This is a genomic window from Luteimonas sp. A501, from assembly GCF_054052085.1.
Map to the genome: position 1 here is coordinate 283,325 of NZ_JBSVRI010000001.1, position 20,637 is coordinate 303,961.

At 67.2% G+C, this 20,637-nt stretch carries 13 protein-coding genes; 10 read left to right on the plus strand and 3 right to left on the minus strand.

The window, feature by feature from the left end; genetic code table 11:
- The first annotated feature begins 256 nt into the window (after positions 1–256).
- The 9 genes from ACW7G5_RS01295 (at position 257) to ACW7G5_RS01335 (ending at position 14,359) form a co-directional block, all read left to right on the plus strand.
- Positions 257–475, plus strand: a complete 219-nt coding sequence (locus ACW7G5_RS01295) for a YdcH family protein (RefSeq protein WP_457001141.1) — start codon at positions 257–259, stop codon at positions 473–475.
- A 169-nt stretch (positions 476–644) separates the two neighbouring features.
- Positions 645–2,021, plus strand: a complete 1,377-nt coding sequence (locus ACW7G5_RS01300; protein ID WP_457001143.1) for a pyridoxal-phosphate dependent enzyme — start codon at positions 645–647, stop codon at positions 2,019–2,021.
- 92 nt (positions 2,022–2,113) lie between these two features.
- The gene (locus tag ACW7G5_RS01305) at positions 2,114–3,298 is read left to right on the plus strand and encodes a cystathionine gamma-synthase (RefSeq protein WP_457001145.1); all 1,185 of its coding nucleotides are present in this window, start codon (positions 2,114–2,116) and stop codon (positions 3,296–3,298) included.
- A gap of 49 nt (positions 3,299–3,347) precedes the next feature.
- On the plus strand, positions 3,348–5,756 hold the full coding sequence (locus ACW7G5_RS01310; RefSeq protein WP_457001147.1) for a glycosyltransferase family 2 protein: 2,409 nt from the start codon (positions 3,348–3,350) through the stop codon (positions 5,754–5,756).
- Positions 5,753–6,322, plus strand: a complete 570-nt coding sequence (locus tag ACW7G5_RS01315; RefSeq protein WP_457001149.1) for a hypothetical protein — start codon at positions 5,753–5,755, stop codon at positions 6,320–6,322. Before ACW7G5_RS01310 ends, ACW7G5_RS01315 begins: the two co-directional genes overlap by 4 nt.
- Positions 6,323–6,366: 44 nt before the next feature.
- Complete coding sequence (locus ACW7G5_RS01320) at positions 6,367–7,200, plus strand: ABC transporter permease (protein WP_457001151.1); 834 nt, start codon at positions 6,367–6,369, stop codon at positions 7,198–7,200.
- Positions 7,190–8,551 (plus strand): ABC transporter ATP-binding protein, encoded by a 1,362-nt coding sequence (locus ACW7G5_RS01325; protein ID WP_457001152.1) that lies wholly within the window; start codon positions 7,190–7,192, stop codon positions 8,549–8,551. Before ACW7G5_RS01320 ends, ACW7G5_RS01325 begins: the two co-directional genes overlap by 11 nt.
- A 1-nt stretch (position 8,552) precedes the next feature.
- Entirely contained in the window at positions 8,553–12,446 is a 3,894-nt protein-coding gene (locus ACW7G5_RS01330) for a glycosyltransferase (RefSeq protein WP_457001154.1), read from the plus strand.
- 35 nt (positions 12,447–12,481) lie between these two features.
- A complete protein-coding gene (locus ACW7G5_RS01335) occupies positions 12,482–14,359 on the plus strand; it encodes a hypothetical protein (protein ID WP_457001156.1) in 1,878 nt (625 codons plus the stop codon).
- On the opposite strand, the gene ACW7G5_RS01340 is transcribed toward ACW7G5_RS01335, so the two are convergent.
- On the minus strand, positions 14,307–16,583 hold the full coding sequence (locus ACW7G5_RS01340) for an ArnT family glycosyltransferase (protein ID WP_457001158.1): 2,277 nt from the start codon (positions 16,581–16,583) through the stop codon (positions 14,307–14,309). The two genes, ACW7G5_RS01335 and ACW7G5_RS01340, sit on opposite strands and share 53 nt — an antisense overlap.
- 244 nt (positions 16,584–16,827) lie before the next feature.
- On the opposite strand from ACW7G5_RS01340, the gene ACW7G5_RS01345 reads away from it, so the two are divergent.
- Positions 16,828–19,017, plus strand: a complete 2,190-nt coding sequence (locus tag ACW7G5_RS01345) for a hypothetical protein (protein WP_457001160.1) — start codon at positions 16,828–16,830, stop codon at positions 19,015–19,017.
- A gap of 46 nt (positions 19,018–19,063) precedes the next feature.
- Here the strand turns inward: ACW7G5_RS01345 and ACW7G5_RS01350 are convergent, their stop codons facing one another.
- Together ACW7G5_RS01350 and ACW7G5_RS01355 are read right to left on the minus strand one after the other, a co-directional pair.
- A complete protein-coding gene (locus ACW7G5_RS01350; RefSeq protein WP_457001161.1) occupies positions 19,064–19,522 on the minus strand; it encodes a hypothetical protein in 459 nt (152 codons plus the stop codon).
- 17 nt (positions 19,523–19,539) lie between these two features.
- Entirely contained in the window at positions 19,540–20,496 is a 957-nt protein-coding gene (locus ACW7G5_RS01355; protein WP_457001163.1) for a glycosyltransferase family 2 protein, read from the minus strand.
- Between the last annotated feature and the right edge of the window lie 141 nt (positions 20,497–20,637).

A 20,637-nucleotide genomic window follows, 5' to 3' on the forward strand; every position in this document is an offset into this window, starting at 1 on the left:
CCGGGGAAGAGTAGGGTCGAGTCGAGAGGCTGGTTCCGCCACGCGGCACCGCCTCGCTGAAGGGACGGCATCGTGACGGACAGCAGCGGCTCCAATGGGAACGTCGCCGCGGGCAAGCTCCCGCGGAAGTTCCCGAGGGGCCGTGTCCGTGTCCTGCCACCGCCGTTCCACTCGACACGCCCCGTGCCTCCAGGCCCGGGGCGTTTTTGCATGCCCGCGCGGCACGCATGCGCGGGCCAGGCTGAAGGAGGTCTCCATGTTCGAAGGGCAACCCCAGACGGAACTCGACGCGCTGTTCAGCAAGAATCCCGAGTTCAGGCGCCTGTACCACCACCACAAGGAACTCGACAAGAAGGTGCTGGACGCCGAACTCGGCGTGCTGCCGATCGACGACACCACGCTGTCGCAGATGAAGCGCGAGAAGCTTGCGGCCAAGGATCGCCTCTCCACGATGTACCAGGCGCTCGACCACTGATCGCTGAATCCCCCACGTAAAGATCGAAAGCTGTCGCGGGCGGCGGCGCCCATCCTCGTCGGTCGCCGCCGCCCGCATTTGCGGCCCGCCACAGGCCCCATGCGGCCCACGCGCTTCCGCGCGCGATGCGATAATCGGCGCCCCGTCTCGCACTGACAGGTCGCCCGACATGCCGATCCACGAATCCGTCCTCGGACTCATCGCCGATACGCCCATCGTCAAGGCGCAGCGCCTGGACGCCGGCAGCTGCGAGCTCTATTTCAAGCTCGAAAGCCAGAATCCCGGCGGTTCGATCAAGGACCGCATCGGCATGAGCATGATCGAGGCCGCCGAGAAGCGCGGCGACATCAAGCCCGGCGACACCCTGGTCGAGGGCACCGCCGGCAATACCGGCATCGGCCTGGCGCTGGTGGCGCAGCAGAAGGGCTACAAGCTGGTGCTGGTGGTGCCTGACAAGATGAGCCGGGAGAAGATCTTCAACCTCAAGGCCATGGGCGCCGAGGTCGTGCTGACCCGCTCGGACGTCGCCAAGGGCCACCCGGACTACTACCAGGACCTGGCCCAGCGCATCGCCAGCGAAACCCCGGGCGCCTATTTCATCAACCAGTTCGGCAATCCGGACAATCCGGCCGCGCACGAGTTCGGCACCGGGCCGGAGCTCCTGCGGCAGATGGCCGAGGTCGGTGGTGTCGATGCCGTGGTCTTCGGCTGCGGAAGCTCAGGGACGATGAGCGGCCTGTCGCGCTGCTTCGCGGAGCATGCGCCGGGAGTCGAGATGATCCTTGCCGATCCGGTGGGCTCGATCCTGACCGAATACATCAACGAGGGCACCCTGTCCGAAAAGTCGGGCAGCTGGATGGTCGAGGGCATCGGCGAGGACTTCCTGCCGACCATCTCCGACTTCAGCCGGGTGAAGAAGGCCTACGCGATCAGCGACAAGGAAAGCTTCCTGGCCGGACGCGAGCTGCTGGCGACCGAGGGCATCCTCGGCGGCTCGTCCACCGGCACCCTGCTGGCCGCGGCGCTGAAGTACTGCCGCGAGCAGACGGAGCCGAAAAAGGTGCTGGTGTTCGTCTGCGACACCGGCAACAAGTACCTGTCGAAGATGTACAACGACTACTGGATGCTCGACAACGGCTTCATCGAGCGCGAGCAGCACGGTGACCTGCGCGACCTGATCCTGCGGCCCTACAGCCAGAAGGACACGGTCGTGGTGGGCCCGAACGACCTCCTGGTCACCGCCTACCAGCGCATGAAGCTGTACGAGATCTCGCAGCTGCCGGTGATGGACGGCGAACGCCTGGCGGGCATCCTCGACGAGTCCGACGTGCTGTTGCACGTCTATGGCGACGAGGCACGCTTCCGCGACCCGGTGTCGACCGCCATGGTCAGCAAGCTCGAGGTCCTGGACGTGAAGTCGCCGGTCGAGGCCCTGCTGCCGGTGTTCGATGCCGGCAAGGTGGCGATCGTGACCGATGGCGACCGGTTCCTCGGCCTCATCACCCGGATCGACCTGCTGAACTGGCTGCGGAGGCGCGCCGGCTGAGGGCGCGGGGAGTCAGCCCCGACTCAGCTCCAGACCGGGTTCCACGCGCCCGGATGATACAATTGGCGGTCTTTTCCAGCGGAAAAACCGGCATGCAGGACGACCACGACCAGACGGGCGCAGACCTCGCCAAATGGGGCCACGGCACCCGGGCGATCCATGCCGGGCAGTCGCCGGATCCGTCCACCGGCGCGGTGATGGTCCCGATCTACGCCACCTCAACGTATGCCCAATCCAGCCCCGGCGTCCACCAGGGCTTCGAATATTCCCGCACCCATAATCCGACCCGCTTCGCCTACGAGCGCTGCGTGGCCGGGCTTGAGGGCGGTAGCCGCGGGTTCGCGTTCGCATCCGGACTGGCGGCGTCCTCCACCGTGCTGGAGCTGCTGGACAGCGGCGACCACGTGATCGCCATGGACGACCTTTACGGCGGCAGCTACCGCCTGTTCGAAGGCGTGCGCCGGCGCAGCGCGGGGCTGGACTTCAGCTTCGTCGACCTCACCGATCCGGCCGCGTTCGAGGCCGCGATCACGCCGAAGACGCGCATGGTCTGGGTCGAGACCCCGACCAACCCGATGCTCAAGATCGTCGACCTGCAGGCGATCTCCGCGATCGCCCGCAAACGCGGCCTGCTGATGGTGGTCGACAACACCTTCGCCTCGCCGATCCTGCAGCGCCCGCTCGAGCACGGCGCCGACCTGGTGCTGCACTCGGCCACCAAGTACCTCAACGGCCACTCCGACATGGTCGGGGGCATGGTCGTCGTTGGCGACAACGCCGAACTGGCCGAGAAGCTGGCCTACCTGCAGAACTCGGTGGGCGCGGTGCAGGGGCCGTTCGACAGCTTCCTGGCGCTGCGCGGCCTGAAGACGCTGCACCTGCGCATGCGCGCGCACTGCGACAACGCGCTGGCGCTGGCGGAATACCTGCAGGGCCATGACTCGGTGGCGGATGTCATCTATCCGGGCCTCGCCTCGCATCCACAGTACGCCCTGGCGCAAAGGCAGATGGACGGTGGCGGCGGTATCGTCTCGGTCCGGGTCAAGGGTGGCTACGAAGGCGCGCAGCGGTTCTGCGAGCGGCTCAAGCTGTTCACCTTGGCCGAATCGCTGGGCGGCGTTGAAAGCCTGGCCAACCACCCTGCGGTGATGACGCATGCGTCGGTGCCGGTGGACCGCCGTACCGCGCTGGGAATAGGCGATGACCTGGTGCGCCTGAGCGTGGGCGTGGAAAGCATCGAAGACCTCGTGGATGACGTTACCCGGGCACTGGCCTGAGCGCGCGGCAAGACAATAACAACAGCTGGCGGGCGGCAAGGAAGCATTGATGTCGATTTCTTCATGGTGGCGCTGGGTGCGGGGCGTGATGCTGCAGTTGGACGCCTCCGGGCACCTGGAGCGGGTGGATGTCGGCGAAGGCACCGAGCGCTGGGCCGCGATCGGGGTCGATCCCCAGTTCCTGGTGAGCCATGACGGCGGCGGTCGGTTCCCGGCGGGCTGGTACCGCCTGCGGATGGACATGCACCGGTTCGAGGGATTCATCGACAATCCCTGTTTCTACCCGGATTACGGGCAGGGCATGGGCGATGCCCATCGCGTGCGCATCCCGTATTCGTCGAAGGCGTCAACTTCGCAGATAGACGCCGTGGTGCGTTTCACGCACGACGTCCATCGCCTGCGCATGGACCCGTCCACCGCGCCCTGCGAGTTCGAGCTGACCAATGCCACTCTGGTGCGCATGGGTACGCTGCGCGCCACCCTGGCCATGCTGCGCCGGCTGCTGGGGCGGCTTGCCGGTGATCGCGACATGCTGCGCATTGCCGCCGAGGAAAGCTGGAAAGCCTGGCGCGAGGGCGGCAGGATCGGGTTCGGTGAATGGTTGTACGCCTTCCACGACGAGATGTCCGAGGGCGTCTCGCTGGATTACCAGGCCTGGGTGCGGCGGTTCGATTCGTCCGTGGCCTACGACCTGCGGCAGATGGAGGGGAGGATCGCGCGCTTCAAGCGGCGGCCGGTCGTGTCGATCGTGATGCCGGTCTACAACACGCCCGAGCAGTGGTTGCGCCTGTGCGTGGACAGCGTGCTGGCGCAGACCTACCCGCACTGGGAGCTGTGCATCGCCGACGATGCCTCGCCCGACCCGCGCGTTGGCGAGGTGCTGGCCGAATATGCCGCCCGTGACCCGCGCATCAAGGTGATGCGGCGCGGGGCCAACGGTCACATCTCGGCGGCGTCGAACTCCGCCCTGGAGATGGTCACGGGGGACTACGTCGCGTTGCTCGATCACGACGACGAGATTGCCCCGCACGCGCTGTACATGGTCGCGAAGGCCCTCGACGAACATCCCGGCCTGCGCCTGATGTATTCGGACGAGGACAAGATCGACGAGCACGGCAATCGCTTCGCGCCGTACTTCAAGCCCGACTGGAACCCCGAGCTGCTGCTCAGCCAGAACTACGTCTGCCACCTGACGGTGTGCGACGCGGCGCTGCTGCGCGAGGTCGGCGGGTTCCGTGTCGGCTTCGAGGGCAGCCAGGACCACGACCTGGCGCTGCGCGTGACCGCGCGGCTCGCGCGCGAGGAGATCGGGCATATCCCGCACATCCTCTACCACTGGCGGGCGATCGCCAGCTCGACTGCGCTCTCGGGTGCGGCCAAGACCTACACCGACGATGCCGGCGTGCGCGCGATCACTTCGTACCTGCACGCGCGCGGCGAAACCTCGGCCACGGTGGAGCCGGTGACCGGCGGCTACCGCGTGCGGCGCCCGGTTGGCGACGACGGCCCGCTGGTCAGCCTGGTGATCCCGACCCGCGACCGCGTGGAGCTGCTGCGCATGAGCGTGGGCAGCATCCTGGAGCACACGCGGTACCGCAACTACGAAATCGTCATCGTCGACAACCAGTCGACCGATGCCGAGGCGTTGGCCTACATGGAGGACGTGCAGCGCGACCCGCGCATCCGCGTGTTGCGCTACGACGCGCCGTTCAATTATTCGCGCATCAACAATGTCGCCGTGCGCGAATGCCGCGGGACAGTCATTGGCCTGGTCAACAACGACATCGAGGTCATCGATGGCGGCTGGCTCGAGGAGATGCTGGGCCTGGCCCTGCGCCCTGAGTACGGCGTGGTCGGTGCGATGCTGTATTACCCCGACAACCGCATCCAGCACGCCGGGGTGATCATCGGTACCGGCGGCGTGGCCGGGCATGCCTACGTGGGCCAGGCGCGCGGGGCGCCGGGGCAGCACAACCGGGCGATGCTGGCGCAGAACCTGAGTGCGGTCACCGCCGCCTGCCTGCTGGTCCGGCGCGAGGTCTTTGACGAGGTCGGCGGCCTGGATGAAGATTTCGAGGTGGCGTTCAACGACGTCGACTTCTGCCTCCGCGTCGCGGCTCGTGGCTACCGCAACGTGTGGACGCCGTGGGCCGAGCTCTACCATCACGAGTCGGCCAGCCGCGGCTACGAGGACAACCCGGAAAAAATGGCCCGCTTCATGGGCGAAGTGGGCCGGATCCAGGCGCGCTGGGGTTCATCCCTTGCCTGGGATCCGGCATATAATCCGAACCTGTCGCTGCTCGACGGAAACTTCGACCTGGCCATTCCGCCAAGGCTGTACCTGAAGGATTCCATGCGTGACGCCGCAGCAGCTCTTTGCGCCTGTCCATTCGCAGCATTCGCGAAGAAACGACGCGACCTCCCATTGAACCCGATCTCTCACCGAGAACATTCATGAACTCCAACGCCCGGAACATTGCGGTCAGCCTGTTTGCCGTCGTCGCTGTCGTGGCCCTTGCGGCCTGCGGCCAGAAGCCCTCCGAGAGCGCCGCCGGCGATACGGCTGCCGGCCCGGAGCAGGCGTCTCCTGCCGCAGCGGCCAAGGCATCGAAGCGTGACTACCCGTCGGGCATTTTCGAACATGCGGCCGCGGTCGAGCTGCGCCAGGGCGGCAACTGCACGCTTGATCGCGTCAACAAGAAGCCCGTGGGGGCGATGCCCTATGTCTCGGGCGAAGAGGTGCTGTTCGCCGGCTGGTTCGTGGCGCCCAGGGGAACCGGTGTTTCGCAGCCGCTGCTGGTCCTCGATGGTGGCGGCCGCCAGTTTGCCCATGAGTTCAAGACCGGCGGCAAGCGTGAGGACGTGGCTCGCCAGTTGAAGCGTCCCGACGCAGCCAATGCGGGCTACAACTCGAAGGTGGTGCTTGCCGGCGTGCCCGAGGGCGACTACGCCGTATGGCTGGTCCAGGAAGGTGACGGTGGCTTCCGCTGCGACACCAAGAAGTCGATCACGATCACGCGCTGACTCGTGGCACGCAGCGCCATTGCCGTACTCGTAGGCCTGCTGCGATGACCCGCTTGCAGACAGGGCGGTTCGGCCAGTTCCTGGCCGGGCCGTTCCGCGTGTTCGGGCCGGACCGCAGCCTGACGGCACAGCTGGCCTGGCGCGACATCATCGGCCGCTATCGCGGTGCCAACTTCGGCCTGTTCTGGTCGCTCATCGGTCCGCTGATGATGCTGGCCATCTACGCGCTGGCCTTTGGCCACATCCTTGGCAGCCGCTGGGTGCGCCCGGAGGGCGAGGGCGCCAACTTCGCCATCGTGCTGTTCCTGGGCATCATCGTCCACGGCTTCTTCGCCGAGTGCATCTCGCGGGCGCCGGGGCTGATGCAGGCCAACGCCAACTACGTCAAGAAGGTGATCTTCCCGCTGCCCGTGCTGCCTTGGGCGATCGTGTGGTCGGCACTGTTCCACATGGCCATGAACATGCTGGTGTTCGTGGTGCTCGCCGCCCTGGTCTACGGTGAGTTCTCCTGGTACATCTTCCTGTTCCCGGTGGTGATCGCGCCGCTGGTGATGCTGACCATCGCCGTGTCCTGGGTGACGGCGTCGCTGGGCGTCTACCTGCGGGACATCAACCAGGCGATACCGGTCGTGGTCACCGGCATGTTCTTCCTGTCCTCGGCGATCATCCCGCTGGATTCGGTGCCGGAGAAGTACCGCCTCGTGTTCCATCTCAACCCGCTGACGTTTTTCATCGACCAGGCGCGCAACGTTGCGCTGTGGCAGGTGCTACCGGACTGGCAGGGCCTGGCCGCGTACGCCGTCGGCGGGCTGGTGGCGATGTACCTTGCATATGCGTGGTTCCGGCTGACCAGCCGGGGGTTTGCCGATGTCCTCTGAAGTCGCGATCAGCGTCCGCGGCGTCGGCAAGGCCTTCCCGTCATTCGAGCATCCGTACCAGCAGATGCTGCATATGGTCTGGCCCCGGGCGCGACCGGCGAGCGAGTTCCACGCGCTGTCGGGCGTCAGCCTGGAGATCCGCCGTGGCGAGGCGGTCGGCATCATCGGCCGCAATGGCTCGGGCAAGTCGACCCTGCTGCAGCTCATCTCCGGCATCCTGACGCCGAGCGCCGGGTCGGTCGAAGTGCGCGGGCGGGTGGCAGCGCTGCTGGAGCTGGGCGCGGGCTTCAATCCCGAGTTCACCGGGCGCGAGAACATTCAGCTCAACGCCAGCCTGCTCGGCCTGAGCTCGGCCGAGATCCAGGCGCGGATGGGCGACATCATCGCCTTCGCCGAGATCGGCGATTACATCGACCAGCAGGTCAAGACCTACTCCAGCGGCATGTTCGTCCGCTTGGCGTTCGCGGTCGCGGTGCATACCGACCCGGACATCCTGATCGTGGACGAGTCGCTCGCGGTCGGCGACATCTACTTCCAGCGCAAGTGCTACAAGCGCATCGAGGTCCTCCGGCAGCGCGGCTGCACGTTGCTGTTCGTGACCCATGCGGTGGACCTGCTGCTGCAGCTGTGCGACCGCGGCGTCGTGCTCGACCATGGCCGGCTGGTTTACGACGGCGAGGCGCGGAGCGCGGTCGGCGAATACCTGCGGCGCGTGTTCGGCGACAATGCCGCGCCCGCGCAGGACGAGGCGGACGCGACGGATGAACAGATCGCTCCCGCCGATGCCGAGGACGCGGGCGAGGCCGCGCTTGCCAGGTTCAACGCTGCCGGGTCGGTCGACCGCTTCCATCTGCGGGCCGGATACAACCGCGATGAAAGCCGGCTCGGTGTCGGTGGCGCATCGACCTGCGACTTCATGGTCGTCGGCCCGCAGGGCGAAGGTCCGGTGGTGCTGGCCCGCGAGCGCTTCCGCATCCATGTGCGCTACGCGATCGAGGAGCCCAGCGACCGGCTGGTGTTCGGCCTGCGCATCAGTACGGTGGATGGCACGGTGGCGTACTCGGCCAATACATTCTCGACAACGGGCAAACTCATGTCCCGGCGCGAGCCCGGGGTCGTGGCGGCGACGTTCGACCTGCGCTGCGGGCTGACACCGGGCCAATACTTCGTGACCCTGGGCGTGTCGAAGTTCGACGACCACGGCCACGAGATCTTTGCGCTGGACCGCCGGGTGGATTCAGTGATCCTGACGGTGATCGGCGACAAGAGCGCCTGCCAGGGAGTGGCCGACCTCGAAGCCGACATCCGTGTTTCGGATGCAGCCACCGGCGAGGCCATGGAGGGGGTTTGAGATGAAGGCGCTGCCGTTCCCCATCCTGGTTTCCAGCCCCAACAACGGCGGCCTGCTCCTGGTGTCCGACGCGCGCGTAGAGCGCCTTGGCCATGTCGACAGCACCGGCCTGGCGCGTGCGGCCGGTGCCATCCTGGCAGCGCGCCAGATCGGCGAGGGCAACATGGTCCGTCGTTTCGGCGACGACGGCTCACTGCAGGCCTTCGCGCCCGGCGGCACGGCGCTGGACGCGCATGACGTGGCCTGGCAGGACGGCGAAACCATGCTCGTGGCCACCGGCGAGAACGCCGTCATCCGCTACGACGCGGATGGGCGCGAGCGCGAGCGATGGACGCCGGTGCCCGGCGAACGCGATGCATGCCATCTCAATTCCATCACGTTCCATGGCGGGCGCTGGCTGGCATCGATATTCGGCCGATTCACCGGCCATCGCGAGTACAAGGGCCGCACCGCGGGTGCCGGCGAGGTCATGGACATCGCCACCGGTGAAACCCTGGTGGCCGGCCTGTCGCAGCCGCATTCGCTGGTGAGCAGCGGCGAACACCTGTGGCTGTGCGATTCCGAGGCCGGAATCGTGCGCTGCTACGACAGGGATTTCGCCGAAGTCGCAGCGATCGACCTCGGTCGTTACGTGCGCGGCCTGCTGGTGCTCGAAGACCTGCTGGTGGTCGGTGCCAGCCGCTCCCGGAATGCCGGGATTGGTGCGACCGACGATCCTGCGTGCCTGTTGTTCCTTGACCACGCAGGGCAGGAGGTGGCCGCGTCGCTGCCGCTGCCGGCCAACGAGGTCTACGACATCCTCCCGCTGGAGCTTGGTGAACTGCCCGCGCTGCGCGCTGCTGCGCTGGCCGAGGCCAATGCCGAGCTGGTCGTGCATGCGTCGGCGCATGCGTCGCTGGTCGGACTGCACGACAAGCTGCAGTCGGAGTACGACCAGCGCACGGCCTGGGCGGAGTCGCTGGACGCGAAACTGGCGGAAGCGGGCGAACTGCACGACAAGCTGCAGTCGGAGTACGACGAGCGCACGGCCTGGGCGGAATCGCTGGACGCGAAACTGGCGGAAGCGGGCGAACTGCACGACAAGCTGCAGTCGGGGTATGACGAGCGCACGGCCTGGGCGGAGTCGCTGGACGCGCAGCTGGCCGAATTGGGGAAGCAGCACGTGAAGCTGCAGGTCGAACACGACGAGCGCCTGGCCTGGGTGGCGTCGCTGGACGACGAGCTGCAGCAGGCGCGCGATGTCCTCGCCACCGAAGCCATGCGCGCAGCCGGCATGGAGAAGGAGATCACCGCTCTGCTGGAGCAGTTGGCCTCCACCAATGTCCATGTCCGCAACGTCACCGCCACGCTTGCCGAAGTGCGTGGGGTCGAGGCCGCGCTGCGTGCGGAGATGGCTGCGAAAGAGCATGCGTCCGCCGGCGTCCGCCGGGACCTCGAGCTCCGGCTGGGAGAAGCGAAGGACTGGATCGCCATGCTCGAAGCCGAAGTGGGCAGGGCCTGGGCGCTTGCGGACGACCTGCATGGCAAGGCAATCCGGCATGCCGCGGAGCTCGACGTCTATGCGGCCGGAAGCGAGGCCGTGCTGGAGCGCCTGCATGTAGCCGGACGCGCGCAGGCGGAGGCCTCCGACCGGCTTCGGACCACGCTGCAGTCGGTGCTCGCATCCAGTAGCTGGAGGGTGACGCGTCCATTACGGCATGCAGTCGCACTGCTGACCCGGCGTGATGCCGAGCTGCAGCTTCCGGAGCCGGCCAGCGGGTCCGCGACATCCGTGATGGCCGCGCCGGACGTCGCTGCGCTGGTGCCGGCCCGACCGGACGCAAGCCTACCGGGGCCCATCGCTGAAGGCATCGCAGCGCCGCGGCTGTCCCGCGCCGCGCTGCCGATCCCCGAGCTCGCCTTCCCCGAGGTCGACACCCCGCGGGTGACGATCGTCGTGCCGAGCTACGGACAGTACGGACACACGCTCGATTGCCTGCGTTCGATCATGTATCTCGCCGGCCGGGAATCATTCGAAGTGCTGCTGCTCGAAGACGCATCGGGCGACGTGGAGATGGACCGCTTCGCCAACGTGCCCGGCCTGCGCTACCACCGCAACCCGCAAAACCTGGGCTTCCTGCGCTCCTGCAACCAGGCGCTGGGACTCGCGCGCGGCCAGTACATCTGCTTCCTCAACAACGACACCACGGTCACCGCAGGCTGGCTCGATGCCCTTGTCGACGTATTCCTGATGTACCCGCACGCCGGCGTCGTGGGCTCGCGCCTCGTCTATCCCGACGGGCGCCTGCAGGAGGCCGGCGGGATTGTCTGGAGTGATGGCAGCGCCTGGAACTTCGGCCGCTACGATGATCCTTCGCGGCCGATGTACAACTACGTGCACGAGGCCGATTACATTTCCGGCGCCGCGATCCTGGTCGATGCGGATGTCTTCCGCACACTGGGCGGTTTCGACGAGCACTACCTGCCGGCCTACTGCGAAGACACCGACCTCGCCTTCCGCGCGCGCGCGATCGGGCGCCCGGTATACCTGCAACCGGAATCCGTGGTGATCCACCACGAGGGCGTGAGCCACGGTACCGATACCGGCAGCGGCATCAAGGCGCACCAGGTCACCAACCTGCAGAAGCTCGCCGAGCGCTGGAAGGACGAACTCGCGCACGGGCACTTCGCCAACGGTGAGCACGTCTTCCTTGCGCGTGAGCGTTCGCAGCTGCGCAAGACCGTTCTGGTGGTCGACCATTACGCTCCGCAGCCCGACCGCGACGCCGGTTCGCGTGCGATGTGGCAGCTGATGAGCGTGCTGCAGCGGCAAGGCATGCAGGTGAAGTTCTGGCCGGAGAACCTGGCCTGCGACCCGGTCTACGGGCGCGCGCTGCAGCGGCATGGCATCGAGCTGTTCCATGGGCCCGAGTACGCCGCGGGTTTCGAACCCTGGTTCGCGGAGAACGGCCGCTACTTCGACTATGTGGTCCTCAGCCGGCCGCACATCGGCATCCAGGTGATCGATGCCGTGCGCCGCCACTCGTCCGCGGGCATCGTGTACTACGGCCACGACGTCCACCACCTGCGCCTGCAGGAGCAGATGAAGGTGCTGCCCACGCCGCACCTCGGCGACGATATCGAGCGCCAGCGCGGCTGGGAGGAGACCATGTGGCGTGGCTCGGACCTGATCCTCTACCCCGCCGAGGGCGAGACCGCGTACGTGCGCGAGTGGCTGGGCCACAACGGCGTGCAGGCCACCGCCGAAACCGTGCCGCTGTACGCCTATGAAGGCCAGCCCGCGGATCCGGCCGCAGGCCTTGCCGAGCGCGAAGGGCTGCTGTTCGTGGCCGGCTTCGCACATCCGCCGAACGTGGATGCTGCGCAGTGGTTCGTGCGCGAGGTGCTGCCCCGCCTGCAGCGGGAGCGGCCGGGCCTTCGCCTGTCGCTGGTCGGCTCCAACCCGACCGACGATGTGCGGGCGCTTGCCGGCGAGCACGTCGAGGTGACCGGTTATGTGACCGAAGAGGCGTTGGCCGGCTATTACGCGCGTGCGCGGATGGTGGTCGCACCGCTGCGCTTCGGGGGCGGCATGAAGGGCAAGGTGCTGGAGGCAATGCACTACGGCATTCCCTGCGTGACCACCTCGTACGGCCTGCAGGGCCTGGATGAGGCCGCTGATTTCCTTGCAGTGGCCGACGACGCGGACACTGCTGCGACGCGCATCCTCGAGCTGCTTGAAGATGACGACGAATGGCGGCGCGTATCGCGCGAATCGCAGGCCTTCATCGCCCGGCGCTTCTCGCCGCAGGCGGTGTGGGGCGCGCTGTCGGACTTCGTCGATCCCACGCCTTATGAACACGTGGATGCCAGGCGTGCCATGCTCTCGCGGCCCCCGCGGGCGGCCGGGGACTGACCGCAACCAAGGGGAGAGCGAAGGTGAGGGAGGGGATGGCGACACCTGGCCGGCGATATCCGACATTACCGACCGCCTTCGTTGCCTTCGCGGCCATCCTGCTGCTGCTTGCCGCCTACAAGCTGCTGCCCGGGCAATTGCCCAACGCACAATCGATGATCGGCGATGCCGCCTACGCGACATGCCTGCATGACACGCGCCTTGCCGGTGGCGAGGGCTGCCTGAACTTCGGTTACCCCCACGGATCCCCGAAGCCGTTCGGCCTTCCGGTCAACCTGGTCGCGGACGCCGTGTTCGGCGGCGATGGCGAGATCGACCCGGGTGAGGTGAGGAGCGTGTACGCCGGCTTCCTGGTGCTGGCATTCGTCCTGGCCGGCATCCTGTTCCGCATGACGGCCGGCAGCTGGTGGCTGGGCCTGCTGGGCGCCATGCTCTACCTGCTCGCACCGGTGGTGCAGCAGCAATCAGGCTACGCCGCGCTGCAGCTCGGCCTGGCGCTGATTCCGGGATACCTGCTGCTTGATGTGCTGCTGCTTGCCGCGCTCCGGCAGCGGCGGCACGGACTGGCGGCGCTGCTGCTGGCGGGAGTGGCGGCAGTGCGGGTGTTCGCGCTGTTCCTGGATGGATATTCGTTCCTGTTCGGCTGTGCGCTCTCGGCCGTCTACTTCGCGGTATCGGCAATGGCGGGCCGCGGGGAGCGATGGCAGGCCGTCGTTGCGCTTCTGATCCACGTCGCCTGCACCGCGTTCGCAGCGTGGGTGTATCGCCAATACATGCCCTCGAATGCGCTGGGGGTGATGCCGCTGGATTTCTTCCGCGGCGCCGGCGTCGACGTACTGACGATGTTCGTTCCGTTGCAGTGGCAAGGACTCTACGGCCTGGCGGGGATCGGCCTGGATATCCAGCCCGAGATGTCGTACGGCGGGCGCGCCAGCCTGCTGGGTACGTTCATCGGCTATTCCTATCTGATCGCCGTGGCCATCCTGGCGTGGGGCGTGGTGAAGCGGCGCATCGCACCGGGCGTGCTGGCCGGTGCAGTCATGCTGGCAGGGTTGGTGGCGGTAGTGGTTTCGCTCGGCCCGTCGCTCAAGTTCAATGACTTCCGGGACAGCCAGACACGCGGCAGCGCACTGGCCTTCAATGCCTACCTGATGCCCGAATCCGCCGCGACCATGCCGCTGCATACAGGTTGGATCTACCAGAACGCTCCGGGAATCAGCAACGCCCGCGTGCTGGCTCGCTGGCAGGTACTGGCAAGGCTGGCGCTGGTGGTGGTGATGCTGCTGGTACTGCGCGAACTGCTGCGGAAGGGGCATCGTGTTCCAGCCGTGCTGCTCGCGGTGCTGGCGATGCTTGAGGTGGCACCAAACCCCGTGCTGGTGGCCGAAGAGTCCCGCGGCGCGCGCGCGCGCGCGGAGCTGGTGTATGGCGACTATGCGGAGGAATTCGCGGCACACGTCAAGCCTGGCGAAAGGGTCCTGCTGCTGCAGCTGCACGATGGTGCAAGCTCAAACGAATACGCGGCCAACACCCTGTGCGCCCGCGCCCGTGCCCGCTGCTACAACGCGGGTGGCGACAAGGCGTCGATCGTGGTGGAGGCGGCGTGGCCGGAGGAAGTTCGCGCCGTGAAGCAGGGCAAGGACGCCGCGCGGAACGTCGTAGAAGCCTTCCGAAACGACGTGGTGGACATCGTGGTCGTGCCGCACTTCGATCTCAGGCACGTCGTGTATCCGTGGTGGACGGAGTCCTTCGACATGGGTCCCGTCGAGGCGCGGATCAGGGCGTTGGATGCCGCCGGACTCGAAGTGGTGCGTGGGGATGGCTTCCACTTCCTCCGCGGCACGGGGCCGGCCGGACCGGTCAGCGCTCGGCCGCGTCGCAGGGACGCAGCGGATAGTCCCACTGATCGATGATCTCGCCGTCCGGCGAGGCGAGGACGAGGGCCATGCCGGGGCGCATCCAGGGGCCGGTGCGCCGGGTACCGCGGGGTAGCTGGCTTCCTGCCCAGGTCTTGGTGGAACCGGTCCGCGACCGGAGCAGCAGTTCCACGCGTCGATAGGCGGTGGAAGTCGCGTCCCAATTCAGCCGGATCTCCAGGCCGTAGTCCGGCGCGCAGGCAAGGGCGGGGGTGTGTCCCTGCAGCATGCCGCGCGGCGACGTGGACTGGACGATGTGCGTTCGGGGCTTCGGCAGAGGACAGGGAGCCTGGGCGCAGGAGGGCGCGAAGCCAACCGCGCGCAGAAGGATCGATCGCGCTGCGCCACCGCGCCCGATGTACCGGTCGAGGACGTCGCTGCTGCTGATGCGCAGCGTCCCCAGGGCATCGAGTTCCGGCATGCAACTTGCGGGGATGGCGACCCGGACCTGCTGCCAGCCGGCATCTCGCACGACGCGGCTGCCCAGCGCACAACCATCCAGTTCCAGTGACACCGTCACCGGCTCCCTGCGCCTGAAGCCGTCGGCGCCCTCGGCGCGCAAATCCAGGACGATGTCCTCGCTGTCGTCATAGCGGAGGCGGACAAAGGCCTCCGCAGTCATCCACATGCCCCGGTCATGGCGCCCGCCGAAGCCGCCCTTGAGTGGATAGGCGGTCCCCGACAGGGATACGAAGGACTGTGCGATGTCGGCGTCGCCGCGCTGCGCTGGAAGAAGATGCGAGGGATCGAGCCGGTATACCTGCGCCCGCTTCGCCCCTTCCATCAATGCCTGCGAAGGATAGGTAGCCAGGGCGGTCGCGTGACTTCGGGCACTGATCCCTGGAGTGTCGACGACGACGTATACGGGGCCGCCGGTATCCAGCGTGGCCCGGGTCTGGTCGTTGAAGTCACCGAAGGAACGGCCAGAGAGCAGGGAGATCTGCGGGGCGGAATTCCAGCCGAAGCCGTAAATCCGCGCGTCCGCGGGAAGGTTCCGGACGAGCTCGACGGCGCCTCGATAGTCGTCCGAAGGCCCGGCGCCGGTCACCGCTGGAATGAACTTGCCGTACGCGAAGACGGCAAAGTACGCAGCGGCCAGAGCGGCCGCGCCCAGCCCCACGCCCCGTGCCCAACGCGCGCCCGTCCCGAGGATGAGCCAGGCGGAGACGTAGACCCATGCCAGGTTGAGCATCAGGCTTCCATCCAGAATGCGACGGTGCCAGACCTTGTTGTCGGGCGTCAGCAGGAGCCACCAGAAGAAGTAGAGCGCGGTCGCGAGCAGCAGCGAAAGCAGGGGCAGGTGCCGGCGCTGGACGCCGTGGGCGAGCGCTGCAAGGAACGCGAGCAGGAAGGGTATGCCAAGCCACGCGAGTGCCATCCACGGCCGCAACGCGTAGAAGCGTCCAAGCGCTTCCAGGTGCGATGCGCCTTTTTCGAGGTAGTCGGCAAGTGAGTCCGGGGCGGTCCGCATGCCGGTCTGCGCATCGATCGAGGCCAGCTGCTGCAGCCACCACGCGTGCCAGCCTGCTGCACTCCCGAGGGTGGCCATCCGCCAGGCTTCGATAGCCAAGAGCGGCAGTGCGAAGCCTGCGACAAGGCCGACGAACAGCGCGACCCGGCGCCTTCGCTGTTCGCGGCCATCCGCCAGCACCGCCACGACGACGCAGAATCCGATGGCACCGATGCAGATCGCGATGACGGTTTTCGTGGCCAGCGCCAGGCCAAGGCAGGCACCGGCCAGGACAAGCGCCAGGGGGTGCCAACGTTGACCCTGCCGCCACGGCAGCAGGCACAGGGCGGCGAACGTCCAAGCCAGCGCGGGGATCTCGCCCAGGCCTCTGAGTCCGCCGAATACGACGCCCGGCGTCACGATCAGGAACAGTGCCGCGACTGCGCCTGCGATCGGACCGAAGCGCCTCGCGACCAGAAGAAACCCGAGTCCAGCGAGAGCGTAGAGATACAGCAGGTTCACCAGCTGGGACTGCCACACCCCCATGCCGAATACGCGGTATGCCAGTGCGGCGGGTACGGTCACCGGGACGTTGGTCTGGACCTCGCGGGGAAAAAGCCCGCGGTCGGCATAGGTGCGGCGGTAACCTTCGCCCTGTGCGAGCGACCAGGAGACCTGGAGGTTCATTGCGCCGTCGAACGAGGGCATCTGGTCCACGGCCTTCACCGTGACCCACCCGAGCATGACCAGCACGGCCAGCGCCAGCGCCATGACGAAGGCGGGTGTCCGGCGGCTTACCGGGGAGCCGCCTCCAGCGAGGCTGCGAGGCACGTCCGGATTGGTTGCGACAGGGGCGCCAGGCAGGTTCATGCATCGGATACGATGATCGAAGGTCCATGGTACTTCCATCGCGGGCCGGCCGGCTCAGGCGTACCGTTCGTTGAGATGGCGAGGCGCAGGCACTATCGTTCCGGCTCCGGACGGGATTGAGCCAGGGATGCACAAGACACACTCCATGACCAGGCACGTGCTGGCTGCACTGGCGGCTTTCGTGCCGTTGCTTCTCGTGTATGAGCTGCTGGTGCCCGGCAGCCTCGCCAATGCCCAGTACGCCCTGGGCGACGCGGCATTCGCGCAGTGCATCGCGAGCACCGGCGACGTGTTCCATTGCAGGAGCTTCGGCTACCCCGGCGGCTCGACCAAGCCCTTTGGCTTGCCGGTCAGCCTCCTCGCGCTCGTGTTCGGGGGTGTGGATGGCCAGGTGGGCCTGATGGACGTCCGATGGGCCCACATCACCATCCTGGCGGTGGCTTTCTGGGGGGCATGCGCCTTCTTCGGGCGCATCGCGTCCAGTGCGTGGCTGGGAATTGCCGGCGCGCTCCTCTACCTCGTCTCGCCCGCGGTCCTGTTGCAGTCATCGTATGGCGCGTTGCAGCTGGGAATGGCGCTGCTTCCCGCCTACCTCCTCGTCGATGCCTCGCTGCTTGCGGCGATCCAGCGCGGGCGGGCGCCGCGCGTGGCACTCGCGGTGCTGCTGGTCGCAGGCGTGCGGACCTGGGCCCTCTACCTGGACGGATATTCGTTCCTGCTCAGCGGCTTGCTGGCCGGGTGCTGGCTCCTCGCCTGCGGCCTGGCGCGCCGTGAGTGGCTGCGGACCGGGATGGCACTGGTCGCGTATGCGTTTGCCTGCGGGCTCGCCACGCTCGTCTACCGGATCTATATCTCCGGCGACGCGCTGCAGGGAATGCCGATGGCCTTCTTTCGCGCGGCCGGCGTGGACGTGATGACGCTGCTGCTGCCGCCGGCGACGCATCCGCTGTACGGCCACTTCGGCATCGGGCATGGGGTCACGGCGGCGATGACCTGGAGCGACGGCTCGGCCCTGATGGGGACCTTCATCGGCTACGCGGCGTTGCCTGCAGCCCTGGTCGTCGGACTGGCTGCGTGGCGCGGGCGCAGCCTGCCGCCGGGCGTGGTGGGCGTGCTGGTGGCGGGTGCGGTCGCCTTGGTGCTGTCGCTTGGGCCCTCATTGAAGGTCGGGGACTATCGCCCCGCCGGCTCGTCCGTCGCGGCCTACTCGATGCCGGCCGAGGCGGCCACGGCCACCCTGCCGACAGCGCGTCTATATACATCGCTACCCGGCATCAGCAATGCGCGCGTTCTGGCGCGCTGGCTGGTCGTGACGCGGCTGGCGCTCGTGGTGCTTCTTGTGTTCGCGGTGGCCTGGCTGTCGAAGCGGAAGCATGGACGCTTGCTCGCCGCGGCCCTGTTGGCCTTCGCGGCCATCGAGGTCGTGCCCGACCTGACGAAGCCCCTGGACAATGGCCGGCGTGTCTATGCGCATGCGCACTGGATCTACAACAACCTTTCTTCCGACCTCGCGCGTGGGACGCGGCAGGGCGAGCAGGTGTACATCGCGGCCGTGCATGATGGCCCGGGCGGCAACGAATACGTGGTGAACACGCTGTGCGCGAGGGCCGACGTCCGCTGCTACAACGCAGGTGGCGACAAAGCATCGATCATGGTGCGCCAGTTCTGGCCGGTGGAAATCCTGCGCGCCAAGCAGCAGCAGGCGGTCGCGGCCAATCTTTCCTCTGCCTTGGACAAGGGACTGGTGGACGTGGTGGTCGTGCCCTATTTCGATCTGAGGTCGACCGTCTACGGCCTCAGGCAAGGCGACGTCAGGGTGGACCAGGTGCGGGAGCGGGCGGAAGGCCTCGCCGAAGCGCTCGGTGCCGGCATTTCCCACGGCGCGCATTTTTCGTTCATCCGCAGGGAAGGGGCTGGTCGCGGCATGGCACTGGCTGACGCGGGCGATCCGCCGCCGCCGCAGGCGTACCGGACGGGCATGGTTCCCGTGGACGAACTTCTGGCGACCATGCCGGCGGACCCGACACGCCTGCTCAGCATCGTGCCCGAGCGACTGGATGGCTGCCTGCCGCCGGGATCACGTTCGGCAGTGACGGTCTGGTGGAATGCCTCCAGCCATGGCGTGGACAGCGTCGAGCTCCACGTCGCCGACAGGGCGGGCATCAAGACCAAGCTGTGGACATCCGGCCGCGCGACGGGACGACGCCAGACAGGCGAATGGATCCGGGACGGAAGTGTGATCGAACTGCGAAGCAGTGACGGTGGCGATGTGCTCGCGCGCACCGTCGTCGAGCCCGCTCCCTGCAACGCTGCTCCTGCAGGACCGGTTCGCTAGCCAGGAGGTGTCCGCAGGCCTTGGTGAGCGGGCTCCTGTGCCGCGATCAGGGGCAGTTTGCCGCGACGACCGTGGCCGAGTTGAGCACTCGATTGCCGTTGGGGTCGAGGGCGACAAAGCTCGTGCCCTCCGCGACCCAAGGGCCGGTCTGCTTTGAACCTGCCTGGGTCTTCGTCGATACCCACAGCTTCCGATTGCCGGAAGCGCTTTCGATCCACAGCTGCAGGCTCGTCGCCCCGGCGGCGACCACGTCCCAGCGGACCTCGACGACCTGGCGGGCGCCATTACAGAACGACATCGGGTCGGGCATGACTTCCAGGGTGGTATCTGCCACCGGGCTGGACGAGCGGTCCCAGTCGTCCGCCGCTGGCTGGGCAGTGTCTTCAGCGGTGGTCGCGGAATCCTGGCCGGCTGGAGTACTCGTGGCGGGCGAGTCCGAACCGCCGCCGCAGCTGGCGAGCACGACGCAGGAGGCAAGCACGACCGGGATGAAAAGTGAGCGCATGTCGTTGGCCTCCCTCGTCAGCGTCCGCTGCGGATCCCGTCCAGCCGCGCCTTCAGCACATCCACCCGGATCCGCTCCTGCAGCTTGCGGTTGGTCGCGATCAGGTCCGCCAGTAGACCGCACATGCCGGCCAGCGCCGCGAGGGTCAGCAGCAGCGACGCCAGGATCAGTGACTGCACATGGCCGCCACCCTCGCCACCGAAGTAGTGGTACAGGAAACGCGCGCCGATCAGTACGCCCGGCACCGCCAGCAGCGTCGCCACCCAGAAGAAGAAGAACAACGGACGATAGGTGACGAACACGCGGAAGATCGTCACCAACGAGCGCCGCACGTAGCTGGAGATGCTTTTCACCAGGCGCGAGGGGCGCAGGTCTTCGTTGGTTCGGACCGGCACCGAGGCGATCCGCATGTTGCTCTGCCCGGCCTGGATGATGGTCTCGAGCGTGTAGGTGTAGGGGTTGAACACGTTGAGCCGCATCGCGGTCTCGCGCGAGATCGCGCGGAAGCCGCTGGGAGCATCGGCGACGTCGGTCTTGCTGGCCACGCGCACGGCCCAGCTGCCCAGGTGCTGCAGCTTCTTCTTGATCCAGGAAAAGTGATCGGTCTCGCTGATCGGGCGCGCGCCGATCACCATGTCGGCCTCGCCGGCCAGGATCGGCGCGGTCAGCTGGGGGATGTCGCGGGCTTCGTACTGGTTGTCGGCGTCGGTGTTGACGATGACGTCGGCACCCAGGGAGAGACAGGTGTCCATGCCGGTCATGAATGCCGCGGCCAGTCCGCGGTTCACGTGGTGACGGACCACGTGGTGGACGCCGAGCTGGCGCGCAAGCTCGGACGTGCCGTCGGTCGAGCCGTCGTCGATGATCAGATACTCGACCTGGGCGAAGCCGGGGACCTCGCGCGGCAGCGCCTCGATCGCGATGGCCAGGGTGCCGGTTTCATTCAGGCACGGGATCTGGATGATGAGTTTCATGGCGGTGGTATCGATGATGGGTCACTTGGCGATCGGACCATGTTACCGCGACGAAGGCTGCCGCGGTGAGCCGTCGGTACTACAGCAGCACAGGAACTCTTCAAGCCGCTCGACATTTTCCCCCGGGAGCAGGCGAAAGAG